This window comes from Microbacterium sp. AZCO (assembly GCF_039614715.1).
Taxonomy (GTDB): Bacteria; Actinomycetota; Actinomycetes; order Actinomycetales; family Microbacteriaceae; genus Microbacterium.
Genome location: NZ_CP154857.1, coordinates 2,651,730 through 2,667,001 on the forward strand (window position 1 = coordinate 2,651,730; position 15,272 = coordinate 2,667,001).

The 15,272-nt window shown below is 70.4% G+C and carries 13 protein-coding genes; 3 read left to right on the forward strand and 10 right to left on the reverse strand.

The window, feature by feature from the left end:
* Positions 1 to 18: 18 nt before the first annotated feature.
* Both AAIB33_RS12245 and AAIB33_RS12250 read right to left on the reverse strand, forming a co-directional pair.
* A complete protein-coding gene (locus AAIB33_RS12245; protein ID WP_345800233.1) occupies positions 19 to 2,934 on the reverse strand; it encodes an AAA family ATPase in 2,916 nt (971 codons plus the stop codon).
* An 86-nt stretch (positions 2,935 to 3,020) separates the two neighbouring features.
* Positions 3,021 to 3,218 (reverse strand): hypothetical protein, encoded by a 198-nt coding sequence (locus AAIB33_RS12250; RefSeq protein WP_345800234.1) that lies wholly within the window; start codon positions 3,216 to 3,218, stop codon positions 3,021 to 3,023.
* Between the two features lie 173 nt (positions 3,219 to 3,391).
* On the opposite strand from AAIB33_RS12250, the gene dinB reads away from it, so the two are divergent.
* Together dinB and AAIB33_RS12260 are read left to right on the forward strand one after the other, a co-directional pair.
* Positions 3,392 to 4,588 carry a DNA polymerase IV gene (gene dinB, locus AAIB33_RS12255; RefSeq protein WP_345800235.1) on the forward strand — a complete coding sequence of 399 codons (1,197 nt, stop codon included), beginning with the start codon at positions 3,392 to 3,394 and terminating at the stop codon, positions 4,586 to 4,588.
* 98 nt (positions 4,589 to 4,686) lie between these two features.
* Positions 4,687 to 5,100 carry a nitroreductase/quinone reductase family protein gene (locus AAIB33_RS12260; protein WP_345800236.1) on the forward strand — a complete coding sequence of 138 codons (414 nt, stop codon included), beginning with the start codon at positions 4,687 to 4,689 and terminating at the stop codon, positions 5,098 to 5,100.
* A gap of 59 nt (positions 5,101 to 5,159) precedes the next feature.
* On the opposite strand, the gene AAIB33_RS12265 is transcribed toward AAIB33_RS12260, so the two are convergent.
* The 6 genes from AAIB33_RS12265 to AAIB33_RS12290 all read right to left on the reverse strand — a co-directional run bounded on the left by AAIB33_RS12265 (position 5,160) and on the right by AAIB33_RS12290 (position 13,251).
* Positions 5,160 to 6,602, reverse strand: coding sequence for a family 1 glycosylhydrolase (locus AAIB33_RS12265; RefSeq protein WP_345800237.1), 1,443 nt, complete (start codon positions 6,600 to 6,602; stop codon positions 5,160 to 5,162).
* Positions 6,603 to 6,607: 5 nt separating this feature from the next.
* A complete protein-coding gene (yicI, locus tag AAIB33_RS12270) occupies positions 6,608 to 8,842 on the reverse strand; it encodes an alpha-xylosidase (protein ID WP_345800238.1) in 2,235 nt (744 codons plus the stop codon).
* Entirely contained in the window at positions 8,842 to 9,726 is an 885-nt protein-coding gene (locus AAIB33_RS12275) for a carbohydrate ABC transporter permease (protein ID WP_345800239.1), read from the reverse strand. The genes yicI and AAIB33_RS12275 overlap by 1 nt, the downstream gene beginning before the upstream one ends.
* Positions 9,726 to 10,733: a sugar ABC transporter permease gene (locus AAIB33_RS12280; RefSeq protein ID WP_345800240.1), complete on the reverse strand. Its 1,008-nt coding sequence runs from the start codon at positions 10,731 to 10,733 to the stop codon at positions 9,726 to 9,728. The genes AAIB33_RS12275 and AAIB33_RS12280 overlap by 1 nt, the downstream gene beginning before the upstream one ends.
* 62 nt (positions 10,734 to 10,795) lie before the next feature.
* Positions 10,796 to 12,106: an extracellular solute-binding protein gene (locus AAIB33_RS12285; protein ID WP_345800241.1), complete on the reverse strand. Its 1,311-nt coding sequence runs from the start codon at positions 12,104 to 12,106 to the stop codon at positions 10,796 to 10,798.
* A gap of 122 nt (positions 12,107 to 12,228) precedes the next feature.
* Positions 12,229 to 13,251 (reverse strand): LacI family DNA-binding transcriptional regulator, encoded by a 1,023-nt coding sequence (locus AAIB33_RS12290; RefSeq protein ID WP_345800242.1) that lies wholly within the window; start codon positions 13,249 to 13,251, stop codon positions 12,229 to 12,231.
* 185 nt (positions 13,252 to 13,436) lie between these two features.
* Between AAIB33_RS12290 and AAIB33_RS12295 the strand changes: the two genes are divergently transcribed.
* Positions 13,437 to 14,174 carry an alpha/beta hydrolase gene (locus tag AAIB33_RS12295; RefSeq protein ID WP_345800243.1) on the forward strand — a complete coding sequence of 246 codons (738 nt, stop codon included), beginning with the start codon at positions 13,437 to 13,439 and terminating at the stop codon, positions 14,172 to 14,174.
* Positions 14,175 to 14,189: 15 nt separating this feature from the next.
* Here AAIB33_RS12295 and AAIB33_RS12300 read toward each other — a convergent pair whose 3' ends face one another.
* A complete protein-coding gene (locus AAIB33_RS12300) occupies positions 14,190 to 14,618 on the reverse strand; it encodes a cupin domain-containing protein (RefSeq protein WP_345800244.1) in 429 nt (142 codons plus the stop codon).
* 27 nt (positions 14,619 to 14,645) lie between these two features.
* Positions 14,646 to 15,272 carry a hypothetical protein gene (locus AAIB33_RS12305; protein WP_345800245.1) on the reverse strand — a complete coding sequence of 209 codons (627 nt, stop codon included), beginning with the start codon at positions 15,270 to 15,272 and terminating at the stop codon, positions 14,646 to 14,648.

The window sequence follows — 15,272 nt, forward strand, 5'->3', positions numbered from 1 at the left end:
TCAGTGCCCGTCTAGGTATCAGCGCGCATTCGTCGACAGGTAGGCGGCCTCCGTGCGCGTCGTCGCACCCGTCTTGCGGAGGATGTTCGACACGTGGACGCTCGCCGTCTTGGTGCTGATGAAGAGCTGCTCGGCGATCTGGCCGTTGCTGAGTCCGCGCGCGACGAGGTCGAGCACCTGTCGCTCGCGCTCGGTGAGAAGCGCGTCGAGGGATGCCGCATCCCCCGGCGCGTCGCGGTGCTCGCCGCCGACCGCGCCGACGCGGCGCTCGAGCTCGGTGACGCTGTCGACGATGAGGCCCATGCCGATCTGCTCCGCCCACTCGCGCGCCGTCTGGGCGGCCGCCCGCGCGCCCGCGCGGTCTCCCGCATTGGCGAAGGCCTCGGCGAGCCGGAAGGCCGCGTACGGCGCGAGCCGGGCGGGAGCGACGCGGTCGCGGGTCGCGTCGACGGCGGCCTGCCACAGCGCGGGATCGGTGCCGGTGCCGCGCGGGCCGGACAGCTCGGCGTCGACGATGGCGGAATACGCGGATGCCGTCGGCCACACGCTCGCCACCGCGAGCACGGCGCGCAGGTCGCGCTCGAGGTCGTCGGCCGAGCGCGGAGCGTCGTCGGCTGCCGACAGCGTCATGCCCGTGGCGCGCGCGGCAGCCAGCACGCGTGCCGCGACGGCGATGAGGGGAAGGTCGTAGGCGGGGAAGGGCCGGCGCTCGGGGTCGACGAGCACCCTCACCTCGTTCCACGCTTCACGCGTCTCGCCTCGCGCGAGCGCGAGCTCGCCGCTGATGAGGGCGAGACCGAGAGCGGCCTGCACATCGGGCTTGCCCTGCTGCCGCAGCGACGCGTGCCATCCGCGGAGAAGTCGCTCGGCGAGCGGCCGATCGCCCGACCACAGCGCGGCCTGCACCTTGAGGCGGCGCAGCGGCGCACTGAAGCCGATGGGGGCGTCGAGCTCGAGGGCGCGATCGAGCATCTCGTTCGCGCGCTCGGTCTGGCCGAGGGCGAAGAGCGGGCTGATGACGTTCGACAGGAGGATCGCTCCCGACGTGCGCTCGACTCCGCGCAGCCTCGCACGCTCGGCGCCCTCCTCGGCGGTGCGGACCGCCTCCTCATAGCGACCGAGCAGGTTGAGGGCATCCGACTGATTGACCCAGTAGCGCAGGCGTGCCGAATCGTTGCCGACAGCGAGCTCGCCGGCGAGAGCGAGGTCGGCGAGCCCGGCGTCGATGTCGCCTCCGGCAAGTCGGCAGAAGCCCCGGATGTTGGTGGCCACCGACATCCGCGGCCGGTTGTCGACCGCCGTCGCCTCGGCGAAGGCGCCGTCGGCCATGGCGATGGCTTCGTCGAAGCGGGCGATCAGCATGAGGCGCGCCGCGAGCTCGCCGAGCACGTTGGCACGCAGGACGCTGCGGGGCTGCCCCTCGAGCCCCGTGAGCGCCTGGCGCAGCAGATCGATCGAGCCCGTCAGCCCGATGTTGGCGAGGTAGGACGCCTTGTTGCGCAGCAGGAGCGCGTATTCGGGCGCGTCGGACGGGTCGCACAGCGAGATCGCCTCGTCGATCAGCGCGATCGCGCGCTCGCTCTCCCCCGCGTTGCGCAGGACGTAGGAGGTCTCGCCGAGCAGCTCGACCTTCGTGCGCTCGGCGAGCTCGCTCGCGTCGGGCACCTGGTCCCACAGTTCGATCGCCCGCTCGCCCATCGTCGCGGCGGTGGCGAACGCGAACGAGGCCCGCGCCTCCTGATAGGCGGAGATCGACGCGATGAAGGCCTCACGCGTGTTGTGGGCGGCCATCCAGTGATACGAGATCGCCGTCGCCTCGCCGGACTGCGCCATGAGGGCCTGCGCGTACCGCGTGTGGAAGCGGACGCGCTCGCCGGGCAGCAGCTGATCGTGGATCGCCTCCCGCACGAGCGCGTGCCGGAACGCGTAGGCCGTGCCGTCGACGACGAGGACGTTGGCCGCGATCGCCTCGCTGGCGGCGAGGTCGATGTCTTCGGGTGTGTCGTCGCACACGGCGACCAGCAGCTCGTGCTCGACGCGCACACCGCCGGCGGCGAGGAGCCGGAGCATGCGCTGCGACGAATCGGCGAGCTGGTCGTAGCGGGCCAGCAGGATGTCGCGGAGCGTGTCGGGGAAGCCGTCGATGGTAAGGGTGCCGCTGCAGCAGACCAGCTCCTCCACGAAGAAGGGCACGCCCTCGGTGCGCTCGTACACCTGCGCGAGCTCGTCTTCGTCGGGCTCGTGCTGGAGGATCGCCGTCGCGAGCTCGCGCACCTGCCGCCGGTCGAGCCGGGTGAGCTCGAGTCGCACGACGCGGCGATTGCGGTCGAACTCGGGCAGGAGCGCACGCAGACCGCTGCCGCGCTTCAGCTCGTCGCTGCGGAAGGTCAGCACGATCAGCAGGCGGGCGTCCTCGATGACCCGGATGAGGAAGCGCAGCATCCCGAGCGTCTGCGGATCGACCCAGTGCAGGTCTTCGATCACGAGGACGACGGGGCGCAGGGCGGCGACGTTCTCGAGCACCTCGGCGACCGCGTCGTAGAGCCGGTCGGCGCCACCGCGGACGGGCGATTCTCCCGTCGGCACGGTGCGACTCAGCTCGGGCAGGAGCAGGGCCAGCGCGTCGCGCGCCGGGCCGGAGGCGTCGAAGAGCGCCTCTTCGCCCACCTCCTGCGCGAGGGACCGGAGGGCGGAGAGGATCGGGGCGTACGGAGGGGCGTCGCGGTCGAAGTCGACGGACTGCCCGCGCAGCACGATCGCCTCCGCCGGAAGCGACCGCACGAATTCGCCCACGAGGCGCGTCTTGCCGATCCCCGCCTCGCCGCCGACGAGCACCGCCCGCGTGGAGCCCGCGATGCTGTCGGCGTAGGCGTCGCGCAGCCCCTCGAGGTCGTCCTCTCGGCCGACCAGCGAAGGGCTGACGGTGGCGCGCATGTGTTCATCGTCCCACCGACCTCCGACATCGGGGACGGCCGCCCGAGGTTCGATCGCAACCTCGGGCGGCGCCGCGAGCGCGACCATCACACGTGCGAGACGGACCTCGGCGCGAGGTGCGCGAAGCGGCGGAATCCGTGGATGCGGGCCCGCAGACCGCGCTCCCGGGTGGAGGTGGCCTGCGCGACGTCCTCGCGGGCCCGACGGCGCAGCTCGAGGTCGCGCAGCAGCCGCTCCTCGGCGGCCTGGCGGAGGTGGGGGAACATGTCCTCGCTGGCGTACATGGTGTGTCTCCTCAGGTGATCTGACCCGAGTGAGACTCGTCGCTAAGGCACCGCGCTCTCATCGGGCGGATGCCTTATTTCCCACAGCGGCCCCCGCCGGCATCTGAGGCCCCCCCGCCGATGTCGCAGGTCGATGCGACGATCCGTCGACGGACGAGAGGCGGGAGAGCGGGATGCGGGGTGAGGCGACCGTGCTGCACGCCGATCTCGACGCGTTCTACGCGTCCGTCGAGCAGCGCGACGCGCCCGCCCTGCGCGGGCGGCCCGTCATCGTGGGCGGTGGCGTCGTGCTCGCGGCGAGCTACGAGGCGAAGGCGCGAGGCGTGCGCACCGCGATGGGCGGGCGGCAGGCCCGCGACCTGTGCCCGGATGCCGTCGTCGTGCCGCCGCGGATGGAGGCGTACTCGGCCGCGAGCAAGGAGGTGTTCGCGATCTTCCGCGACACGACTCCGCTCGTCGAGGGCCTCTCGATCGACGAGGCGTTCCTCGAGGTGGGCGGTCTGCGCCGCATCGCCGGCACGCCCGAGCAGATCGCCGTGGGCCTGCGGGAGCGGGTCCGACGCGAGGTGGGGCTCGCGATCTCGGTCGGCGTGGCGCGCACCAAGTTCCTCGCGAAGGTGGCGAGCGCGGTCAGCAAGCCGGACGGGCTGCTCGTCGTCCCGCCCGACCGGGAGCAGGAGTTCCTGCTGCCTCTGCCGGTCGAGCGGCTCTGGGGCGTCGGAGCCGTCACCGCCCAGAAGCTGCACGGGCTCGGCATCCACACCGTCGGCGAGCTGGCCGAGCTCGAGGCCTCGACGGCCGAGCGTCTCCTCGGCAAGGCGACCGGCGCGCATCTGCACGCCCTCGCGCGGCTGCGCGATCCCCGCCCCGTCGACACGACGCGGCGACGGGGGTCGATCGGCTCGCAGCGCGCGCTCGGCACACGGCCGCGCTCGCCCGAGGAGCTCGACGTCATCCTGACGCAGATCGTGGATCGGCTCGCACGGCGCCTGCGCGACGGCGATCGCGTCTGCCGCACCGTGGTGCTGCGGCTGCGCTTCGGCGACTACGCGAAGGCCACCCGATCCCGCAGCGTCCGGTTCCCGACCGACCGGACCGCGGTCCTCCTCACCGTCGCCCGCGCGCTGCTCGCCGCCGCCCAGCCCGAGATCGCGGAGCGAGGCATCACCCTCATCGGCATCTCGCTGTCGCAGCTCGGCCGCGTCGACAGCATCCAGCCCGAACTGCCCATCGACTGGGACGACGGCCTGCGTCTCGACACCGTCCTCGACGCGGTCCGCGACCGCTTCGGCGCCGCCTCCGTCGCGCGAGCCACCCAGCTCGGCCGCGATCCCGGGTGGTCGACTCCCCTGCTGCCGGAGCACGAGTGACGGCCGTCCGCGGCGCAGGGATCGGCTCGTCGCACCTGGGGAGCCGCACACCCCGCCGCGGACGTAGCCTGGCCATGACCACGACGACGAGGAGGCGCATGTCCGCGCACGACGACTGGAACCAGAGCATCATCGACACGTTCCGCGCGAACGGCGGTGAGGTGCCGCAGTTCGGACGGCACCTCGTGCTCGTGCATCACACCGGCGCTCGCACCGGGGCCCAGCGGGTGAGTCCAGTCATGGGCTTCCCGACCGACGACGGCGGGTGGCTGATCGTCGCGTCGAAGGGCGGATCGCCGCAGAACCCCGCGTGGTATCACAACCTCCGCGCGCACCCGAAGACGGTCGTCGAGACTCCCGACGACGGCACAGTCGACGTCATCGTGAGCGAGCTCGACCGCGACGAACGCGCGGTCGCGTGGAGCCGCATCACCGCCCAGGCGCCGGGTTTCGGCGACTATGAGCGTCGAACGGCGCGCACCATTCCGGTTCTGAAGCTCTCGCGGAGCTAGAGGTCGCGGCGATGCGGAGCTGCCGGATCTTCCGGCAGCCCCGCGTCGTGGCCGACCGTTCAGGCCGGGATCGTGTGCTCCCGCACCAGGTCGGCGTACCAGAGGCCCGAGTCCTTCACCGTGCGCTCGAGCGTGTCGAAGTCGACGCGGACGATGCCGAACCGCTTCGCGTAGCCGTAGCCCCATTCGAAGTTGTCCAGCAGCGACCACACGAAGTACCCCCGCAGGTCGACGCCGCGCTCCATGGCGCGGTGCGCCGCCGTGAAGTGCCGGCGCAGGTAGTCGAGGCGGTCGGCGTCAGGTACCGATCCGTCCTCGGCGACCTCGTCGGCGAACGCGGCGCCGTTCTCGGTGATCATGAGAGCCTGCTCGGGGAACTGCTCCGACAGCGACACGAGCAGCTCCTCGAGTCCCTCGGGTGCGATGTTCCAGCCCATCTCGGTGTATGGCCCGGCCTGCTCCACGAACTCGACGAGCTGGTCGCTGCCTGGCCACGCGGTGCCGCCGGCGGCGCCCTTGTGGCCGTCGTTCATCTGCTTCGGCGAGACGCCGTCCCACAGCTGCACGGTCGCCGTCGAGTAGTAGTTGACCCCCAGCACGTCGATCGGCTGGTGGATGGCGGCGAGGTCGCCCTCCTGCACGAACGACCAGTCGGTGACGGATGCCGTGTCCTCGAGGAGATCCGCCGGGTACCCGCCGCGCAGCATCGGCCCCGTGAACGCGCGGTTCGCGAGCGCGTCGATGCGGCGGATCGCCTCAGCCGCGCCGTCACCCACCCCGCGCAGCACGTGGAAGTTGAGCGTTACGGAGTACTGCGGCGTGCCGGTGGACGTCGCCCGCAGAGCCGAGAGGGCCCGGCCGTGCGCGAGGTTGAGGTGGTGCACGGCGGCGAGCGCGGCCGCCGGCTCGTGACGGCCCGGGGCGTGGCCGCCCTGGCCGTAGCCGAGATAGGCCGAGCACCAGGGCTCGTTGAGCGTCGTCCACGTGTGGACGCGGTCGCCGAGGGCCGCGCCCATGATCTCGGCGTAACGCTCGAACGCATCCGCCGTCGCGCGCACCGGCCAGCCGCCGGCGTCCTCGAGCGGCTGCGGGAGGTCCCAGTGGTAGAGCGTCGCGACGGGCTTGATGCCCCGCTCGAGCAGGCCGTCCACCAGGCGCGAGTAGAAGTCGATGCCCTTCTGGTTGGCGGCGCCCGTACCGGTCGGCTGGATGCGGGGCCACGCGATCGAGAACCGGTAGGCGTCGAGCCCGAGCTCCTGCATGAGGTCGAGGTCGGCATCCACTCGGTGATAGTGGTCGCACGCGACGTCGCCCGTGTCGCCGTTCCACACCTTGCCCGGGGTCTTGGAGAAGGTGTCCCAGATGGAGGGGCCTCGGCCGTCCTCGTCGAATGCGCCCTCCACCTGGTACGACGCGGTGGCCGAGCCGAAGGTGAAGCCCGGCGGGAAGACGAGGCCCGAGTCGCGGTAGTCGGGGTCGCCCTGCGTCCTGTCAGACGTCACGAGGGTCACTTCGTCACCTCCGAGAGGTCGACGGAGAACTCCCGCGATCGTCCGTCGGGGTTCGTGACGGTGACGGATGCCTCGCCCTCACCGCCCGGGAACACGCGGAGCGTCAGCCCGTCGAGGTAGTCGTAGTCGGGGCGATCGGTGCGCGCGCCCCAGGGGATCACGGCGCCGGAGCGCACATAGAGGGGCAGCGAGGTGAAGCCGTGGTTCTCGCGACGCCACGCTCCGCCCTGCATCTCCTCACCGCTCAGGAGCGAGGTCCACGTGCCGGCCGGCAGATAGAACTCCACGTCGCCCGTCGCCGAGAAGACCGGGGCCACGAGGATCGAGGGTCCGAGCATGTACTGACGGTCGAGGTAGGCCACCGACGGGTCGTCGGGGAACTCGAGCTGCATGGGCCGGGCCAGCGCGATGCCCGTGGCCGCGGCATCCACTCCCGCCTGGAACAGGTACGGCATGAGCCGCATCTTGAGGTGCGTGAAGACGCGGGTGACCTCGACGGCCTCCTCGTCGAAGGCCCACGGCACGCGGTACGAGCCGGAGCCGTGGAAGCGCGAGTGCGAGCCGAGCAGGCCGAAGGCCGTCCAGCGCTTGTAGACGCCGGCATCCGGAGTGCCCTCGAAGCCGCCGATGTCGTGGCTCCAGAACGCGAAGCCGCTGAACGCGAGCGAGAGTCCGCCGCGGAGCGTCTCCGCCATCGACTCGAACGTCGAGGTGTTGTCGCCGCCCCAGTGCACGGGCATCGACTGGCCGCCCGCCGTCGCCGAGCGGGCGAACAGCACGGCGTCGCCCTCGCCGCGAGCGTCGACGAGTACGTCGTGCACTGCCTTGTTGTACAGCTGCGTGTAGAGGTTGTGCATGCGCGACGGGTCGGACCCGTCGAAGTATGCGACCTCGAGCGGGATGCGCTCACCGAAGTCGGTCTTGAAGCAGTCCACGCCCTGATCGACGAGGCGCCGCAGGTGCGCCTGGAACCAGGCCGTCGCGTCGGGGTTCGTGAAGTCGACGAGGCCCATGCCGGCCTGCCAGAGGTCCCACTGCCACACTGAGCCGTCGGGGCGCTTCACCAGGTAGCCCTGGGCCGCGGCCTCGGCGAACAGCGGCGAGCGCTGGGCGATGTACGGGTTGATCCACACGCAGACGCGGAGGTCCTTGTCGTGGAGGCGGGTGAGCATGCCGTCGGGATCCGGGAACGTGCGGGGGTCCCACTCGAAGTCGCACCAGTTGAACTCGCGCATCCAGAAGCAGTCGAAGTGGAACACCGAGACCGGCAGCTCGCGGGCGGCCATCTCGTCGATGAACGACGTGACGGTCGCCTCGTCGTAGTCGGTCGTGAAGCTCGTCGAGAGCCACAGGCCGTACGACCAGGCCGGCACGATCGGCGGCCGCCCGGTGAGCGCCGTGTAGCGCGTCAGCACGTCCTTCGGGGTCGGACCCGCGATGACGAAGTACTCGAGCTCCTCCCCCGCGACCGAGAACTGCACGCGCTCAACGGCCTCCGAGCCGATCTCGAACGAGACGTGGCCCGGGTCGTTGACGAGCACCCCGTAGCCGCGGTTGGAGAGGTAGAACGGCACGTTCTTGTACGCCTGCTCGCTCGACGTGCCGCCGTCGGCGTTCCAGATGTCGACGGTCTGGCCGTTCTTGACGAGCGGGCCGAACCGCTCGCCGAGGCCGTAGATGAGCTCGCCGACGCCGAGGTCGAGCTGCTCGTGCACGTAGGTGGTGGATGCCGGCGCACCCAGGCCCGACCGCGCGTTGCCGGCGACGCCGTGGGAGACATCCGCCCCCTCGGCCAGATGGATGTAGCCCTCGGCCTTGTGTCCGGAGCCCGTGACGCGCGTCCCGTCGACCTCGAACGAGAGCGACCATGGGGCGCCCGCCTCGACCCGCGCCGTGAGCCCGCCCGTCGTGAGCGCACCGCCCGCCTCCGAGATCGAGACGCAGCCCGCGCCCGGGGCGGCACCCGGCAGGTCGAACCCGCCGTGCCAGTGGCCGCCCGAGTGGTGCGCGACCCGCACCCGCACGACCCCCTCGAGGGGCGACGAGAGGGTGACGGTCAGCACGGCCCGGTTGAGGGTGTCGCCGCGCTTGCCGATCACGGTGGTGGGCGCGGTCACGACCACCCCGGCGCCGTCGGGCGTCGCATCCGTCCGGGCGATGTCGTAGGCCTGCTGCGCGTAGAGCGCCGTGACGCCCGGGCGATGCTGCCAGAACCCGTCGGTGAACTTCATTACTTGACCGCTCCTGCCGTGATGCCGCGTGTGAGTGTGCGCTGGAAGATGAGGAAGAAGATGAGCGTGGGGATGATGCCGAGGAGGGCCGATCCCGCCGTCGTCGTGACGTCCATCAGGCGGTCGCCCTGCAGGACGCTGATGGCGACCGGGACCGTCTGGTTGTCGTTCGAGGCGAGGAACGTCAGCGGGATGAGGAACTCGTTCCACGTCCAGATGAAGAAGAAGATGAGCAGCACCGACAGGGTCGGGCGGCTGATCGGGAAGACCACGCGCCAGAGGATCTGCCAGCGGGTGGCTCCGTCGAGGGATGCCGCCTCCAGCACCTCCTTCGGGAACGTGCCGTACACCGACGACAGCAGGTATGTGCCGAACGCGGCCTGCACGACGGTGAAGACGATGATCACCGACCACACGTTGTCGTACAGGTGCACCGACTTGAACATGTAGTACAGCGGGTAGAGCAGCGCCTCCTGCGGCAGCAGGTTCGCGAGGAGGAAGAGCAGCACGATCCACGTGCGGCCGCGCACGCGCCCGATGCCGATCGCGAAGGCGTTGAGCACCGAGATCAGCACCGCGAGCACGGCGACCACGCCCGAGATGAAGATCGAGTTCCACACCTTCTGCGGGAAGTTGACGCGCACCCAGAACTTCTCGATGCCGGACAGGTCGATGGCGCTGGGAATGGCGAACGGGCCCGAGGTCGCATAGTCGATCGGCGACTTGAAGGCGTTCACGAGGATCAGGTAGAAGGGCACCATGATGATCAGGGCGCCGAGGATGACGCCGACGAGCAGCACCCAGTCGAGGGCGCGCTTCTTGGTCATGCCGCCGCGAGCGCGACGGACCTTGCCCGGAGTGACGATGGCGGTGGTAGCGGACATCACAGACCCGCCCTTTCCTTGCGCTCCAGCGAGCTCTGCACGCGGATGAAGATGATCGACACGATGACGACGAGCACCGTGAGCACCGTCGCGATCGTCGCGCCGTAGCCGATGTCGCGGCGGGTGAAGAACTCCTGGTACGCGTAGTACGCGGGCACGAGGGTCGCGCCGGCCGGGCCGCCCTGCGTGATGACGTACACGGGGCCGAAGACCTTGAGGGCGGCGATCGTGCACGTGAGGGTCACGACGAACACCTCGGGGCGGATGATGCTGAGCGTGATCGCTCCGAACCGCTGGAACCAGTTGGCGCCGTCGAGCTCGGCCGCTTCGTACAGCTCGGGGTCGACGCGCTGCAGCGCCGCCATGAAGACGACGATCGGGTAGCCGATCTGCACCCACACGAGCACCGCCATGAGCACGAGCAGGGCCGACGGCATCTGCCCCAGCCAGTCGACGGGAGGGATGCCGACGAGCCCGAGCAGCTGGTTCATCGCGCCCGTCGCACCCGGCCGGAAGATCCAGCCGATCACGATGCCGGCGACGGCGATGGGGAGGATCTGCGGGAGGTAGTACGTGGCGCGCAGGAAGCTGCCGACCTTGCCGCCGAACTTGCGTCCGATGACGTCGAACAGGAGCGCCGCGACGATGAGCCCGACGATCGTCGGGACGACGACCATCGCGAGGACCATCCAGATCGAGTTGACGAACGAGGTCCAGAAGTGCTCGTCGGTGAAGATCTTCTGCCAGTTGTCCAGCCCGATGAACTCGGGCGTGCGCACCCCGCGCCACTTCGTGAACGTGAGATACACGTTGAAGATGAGCGGGATGACGATGATGACGAGCAGCAGGACGAATCCGGGCAGCAGGTAGAGCCAGTACCCGGCGGTTCCGCGGCCCTTGCCCTGCGGAATGGCGGGCTCCTCGGGGGGAAGCTTCGTTCGCGCGCCACGCTCGGCGCGGGAGGCGCCGCGGTCGGCGCGCGTGGCGCCGCTGTCGGCGCGCGTCATGACACTCATGTTCGACTCCGTCGGTGCGGGGGCGGCCGGTCGGACCGCCCCCGCGGGTTCGGTCAGCGGAAGTCCGCTGTTCCTTCTTCGTAGGCGTCGCCGAGGTTGGCGTTCGTCGTCTTCGCGTCCTGCGTGCCGGTCACGAGGCCCTGCAGCTGCTGCACGATGGTGTCGTAGAAGCCGGGCGCGGGCCAGTCGGGGTAGAACGAGAGGCCGTCCTTGTCGAGGATGCCCTGGAACGTGGAGATGAGCTCCTTGCTCTTCGGGTCGGTGATGTCCTCGGCGTTCGCGGCGACGGGGAGGCCGCCGTTGTTGCCGATGATCGCCTGGATCTCGGGGCGCATCGTGATGTCGATGAACTTGTACGCGAGGTCCTTGTTCTTGGCGTTCTCGGGCACGACCCAGAGGTTGCCCGACGAGCCCAGCGAGAGCTTGGAGTCGGGGAAGGCCTGGAAGGTCCAGTCGAAGTCCTTCGCCTGCTCGACGAAGCGGCCGTACCACCACGAGCCCGAGACGAAGATCGGCGCGGTGCCGTTGATGAACGAGACGCCGGCGTCCTCGGCCTTGACCGACGAGACGTCCTTGGCGATGTAGCCCTTGTCGACGTAGTCCTTCAGCGTGTCGGTCGCGTAGGTGAGCTCGGAGCCCTGCCAGTCGACCGGGTTCTTGTAGAGCTGGTAGTCGTCGACGAACGACCGGTCGGCCTTCGAGAGGGCCAGCTGGTACCAGAGCTGGCCGAGCGGGTACTCCGCGCCGGCCTCGGCGAGGGGCGTGATGCCCTGTGCGACGAACGCGTCCAGCACCTTCACGAACTCGTCGTAGGTCGTCGGGATCTCGAGGCCCGCCTTCGCGAAGGCATCCTTGTTGTAGTAGACCCCGACGAACTCGCCGTAGTTCGGGATGCCGTACCAGGTGTCGCCGCCCATGACGCCGGTGTCGCTGTACTTGGCGGTCGTCTGCAGCGAGGGGGCGAGCTTGTCGGCCCAGCCGTACTCGTCGACGGCATCGCCGAGGTCGCTGATGAGGCCCGTGCTCGCCAGGAACCCGGCGGTCGCGTTGCCCTTGTTGAACTCCATCACGTCGGGAGCCGCGTCGGAGTCGAGCACCTGGCTCGCCGTCTTCTGGATCTGCTCGAACGACTTCTGCTCGAACTCGACCTTTGCGCCGGTCTCCTTCTCGAAGGTCGTGATGGCCTCGTTCCAGGCCTTGGCCATGGCGCTGTCCTCACCCTCGTAGTGCCACAGCTTGAGGGTCTGGCCGTCGGTGCCGCCCGAGTCGCCACCGGCCGAGCAGCCGGCGAGCGCGAGCGCGGCAGCCGTGACGGCTCCGGCGACCGCGAGGGTCTTTCTGCGTGCTGATGTGATTCGTGCCATCGTCGGCACTCCTTTCTTGGTCTCCGGAGTCCGGAGGGGTTCGCGGGGAGGCGTCGAAGCGCTTCGACCACGGTCATGCGGGTTGGGGTGTTGAGTTGGGTGCGGGTATGAGCTCGGAGAGATCAGCCGCGCGCCGGGGGCGGCGACGCGACGGATTTCCGGTCGTAGTAGACCGGCGGGATCAGGTGCAGACCGGGCGCGGGGCGCTCCGGCGTGAGGCTGCGGACAGCGAGGTCGACGGCGAGATCGCAAGAGGGCTCGGGCAGGAGCGGGATGACGTCGACGGGGATCGGAAGCGCCGCGGTGTCGAACGAGGCGGCGACCGACACGAGCGAGATGTCTCCGGGCACGCTCAGCCCGAGCTCCGAGAGCTCGGCGATGACGGCGTTGTGGACGTCATCGGCGGCGTGCACGAGCAGTGCCGTCGCGCCGTTCTCGACGAGACCGCGCGTCGCCTCGCGAGTGACCTCCTGGCTCGGCATCCGGTCTCCCGAGACGCGGAAATCGAACCGGATACCGCGCTCGGCCGCCCGGCGCTCGAAAGCCTTGCGAACCCGCGGCGGGAAGTTCGACTTCTCGTACGCGACCTGCGGCTGCCCGACGAGTCCGATCGAACGGTGCCCCGCGTCGACGACACGGTCGACGGCCAGCGTCGCGGCCGCCTCGAAGTCGAGGTCGACGCACACGAGGCCTTCGTGGTCGTCGGGCACACCGACGAAGATCGTGGGCGTCTCGATCGAGCGGGCGAGCGCCACCCGCTCGTCGTCGGGGGCGACGTCGAGGACGAGGATCGCGTCGACGAGGCCGCTGGAGGCGACGCGCGCCATGCCCGCCGACGCCTGCTCCTCCGTCAGCAGCAGGATGTCGTAGTCGTTGCGCCGAGCGGCGACCGCCGTCGCGAGGACGAAGGACATGTGCGTCGGGGCGTGGGAGTCGCGACGCAGCGGCTCAGTGAGAGCGAAGATGTGGGTGCGGCTGCCCGCCAGCATCCGGGCGCCGGCGTTGGGGCTGTACCCCAGTTCGCGCACGGCCTTCTCGATGCGCTTGCGCGTCTCGAGCGAGACGGGGCGCTTGCCGCTCAGCGCGTACGACACGGTGCTGATCGAGACGCCGGCGGCCTCGGCCACCTCGTTGATCTTCGCCATGTCGTACTCCGGTGTGCGGGTGGCGGCTCGCTCTGCCGCCGTTCGGCTGGCTCCCGGCTCCGGGAGTCGAAGCGCTTCGCGGAAGCGCTTCGACAGGCATGTTACGCACAGCGCGTCCCGCCGCGCAACCCTTTCGTGGGGATTAGCAACAAATCGGATCTCCGAGGCCGGGTAGCGTCGATGCCGTGGCCCCCCTCGCGCAGCGCTTCACCTGGCGCGGAGCGACGATCGTGACGGACCAGCACGGCAGCGGCCCTCGCACCTTCGTGCTCGTGCACGGCATCGGAATGGGCCGGAGCGTCTTCGCCGACCTCATCCGGCAGCTCGCGAGCCACGCTCGGGTCATCGCCATCGACCTGCCCGGGTACGGCGAGGCGCCGGAGCCGCCTCTCACGCTGACCGTCGAGCGCAACGCCGACGTCGTGGCGGCCTTCCTCGAGACCCACCGCTTCTCCGATGTGACCCTCGTCGGCCATTCGATGGGCACGCAGGTCGCGATCGAGGTCGCGGCGCGGCATCCATCGACCGTCCGGCGGATCGTCCTGGCCGGCCCCACGGTCGACCCACGGGAGCGGCGCGCGCCGCTGCTGATCGGACGGCTGGTGCAGGACATCGCGATCGAACGGCCCGTCGTGTGGGCGCGCGGCGCGCGCGAGTACCTGCGCGCGGGACCGAATCTGCGGGCGAAGTTCCGCGCCATGCTGCGGCACCGGCCCGAAGACACCCTCCCGCGCGTAACGGTGCCGGCGCTCGTGCTGCGTGGCGAGCTCGACCTCGTGGCGAGGGCGGACTGGTGCGCCGAGGTCGCCCGGCTCCTCCCCGACGGCACGTTCGTCGAGGTGCCCGACCACGGTCACGAGACGATGATCCGGGATGCCGCGCCCGCGGCCGCGGCCATCACGGCGTTCGCGGCGTCCCGCTGACGGCGCCGTTCCCCGTCACCAGGGCGACGGGCGGTCGTTGTCGCGCTGACTGTCGTCGGGGAAGTGCGGCAGCTCGTAGCCGCCGGCGCGGATGCACAGCCACCGCAGCTGGTCGGGGCTGTCGGGCGACGCTCGCCACGTGCGCCACACGCCCTGGCCCACGCGCACGACGGTACCGGCTGCGACGTCGACGATCTCATCGTCGAGGCCCATCTGCCCCCGCCCGCCGAGGAAGACGTACAGCTCCTCGATACGCGCGTGCGCGTGCCAGTAGCCGGCTTCCTCCCCCGGTTCGAGCGCGTTCGCCGTCAGCCCGATGAACTGCATCTCGAGCTCGTGGTCGACGACGCGCCGACCGTCGCGCGAGCTCTCGGGGCGGAATCCGCCGTAGTGGCTGCGCCACTCGTCGAGGGCGCCGATCTCGAGTATCCGGAAGTCCGTCACGGCGTCACTCTATGACGGTCCTCCGACTCACGCGTCTCCCGTGGTGATCTGCTTGGCGAGCTCGTCGATGTCGCGCTCGGGAAGGCTGATCCCGGCCTGCGCGAGCCGCTGCCTCAGCACGGCGGGAACCTTCTCGGGGGCCGTCGCGGCGAGATCGTCGCGCGTCTGCACGACGATGCCCGAGATCTTCTCGATGTCGTTCGCGTTGTTCTGCGACATCGCGGGCAGCCGCTGCTCCTGCTCGGTGCCGAGGCCGCCCTCGCGCTGCGCCTGACCCGCCGTCATCGTGTCGCGGCCGCCATCCTGTCCCTGGTGTCCGCCCGCGGCCTGGTCGCCGTACGTCGGGCCGTCCTGCCCGCTCTGCGACCGGCCTCCGGGCGTCGCGGGTGCCGTCGTCCCGTCGTCGATGACGCCGATGCCGACCGCTTCGTGCGTCGGCTCGTCGCTCGGCGGGGGGAACGAGCCGCTGTAGCCCGGCTCGGCCGCGCCGGCCCCCGGCACCCCCGCCGCCTGCTCGGGGTTCTCCACCTCGTGCTGCTCGGGGACGTCCCGTTCCGGCTCGCCCTCGCGCGGCGTGTCGGCCGCGCCCCCGGCATCCTTCCGGTCGGGGTGGTTCACCCCGGGACGCTCGTACTCGTTGCCCGTCGTCGACAT

What these genes read in the sequence shown, in the direction of transcription:
- AAIB33_RS12245 (WP_345800233.1), bottom strand. Translation starts at nt 2,934, where the DNA reads ATGCGCGCCACCGTCAGCCCTTCGCTGGTCGGCCGAGAGGACGACCTC.
- AAIB33_RS12250 (WP_345800234.1), bottom strand. Translation starts at nt 3,218, where the DNA reads ATGTACGCCAGCGAGGACATGTTCCCCCACCTCCGCCAGGCCGCCGAG.
- dinB (WP_345800235.1), top strand. Translation starts at nt 3,392, where the DNA reads ATGCGGGGTGAGGCGACCGTGCTGCACGCCGATCTCGACGCGTTCTAC.
- AAIB33_RS12260 (WP_345800236.1), top strand. Translation starts at nt 4,687, where the DNA reads ATGTCCGCGCACGACGACTGGAACCAGAGCATCATCGACACGTTCCGC.
- yicI (WP_345800238.1), bottom strand. Translation starts at nt 8,842, where the DNA reads ATGAAGTTCACCGACGGGTTCTGGCAGCATCGCCCGGGCGTCACGGCG.
- AAIB33_RS12275 (WP_345800239.1), bottom strand. Translation starts at nt 9,726, where the DNA reads ATGTCCGCTACCACCGCCATCGTCACTCCGGGCAAGGTCCGTCGCGCT.
- AAIB33_RS12280 (WP_345800240.1), bottom strand. Translation starts at nt 10,733, where the DNA reads ATGACGCGCGCCGACAGCGGCGCCACGCGCGCCGACCGCGGCGCCTCC.
- AAIB33_RS12285 (WP_345800241.1), bottom strand. Translation starts at nt 12,106, where the DNA reads ATGGCACGAATCACATCAGCACGCAGAAAGACCCTCGCGGTCGCCGGA.
- AAIB33_RS12290 (WP_345800242.1), bottom strand. Translation starts at nt 13,251, where the DNA reads ATGGCGAAGATCAACGAGGTGGCCGAGGCCGCCGGCGTCTCGATCAGC.
- AAIB33_RS12305 (WP_345800245.1), bottom strand. Translation starts at nt 15,272, where the DNA reads ATGTCGACGACGGGCAACGAGTACGAGCGTCCCGGGGTGAACCACCCC.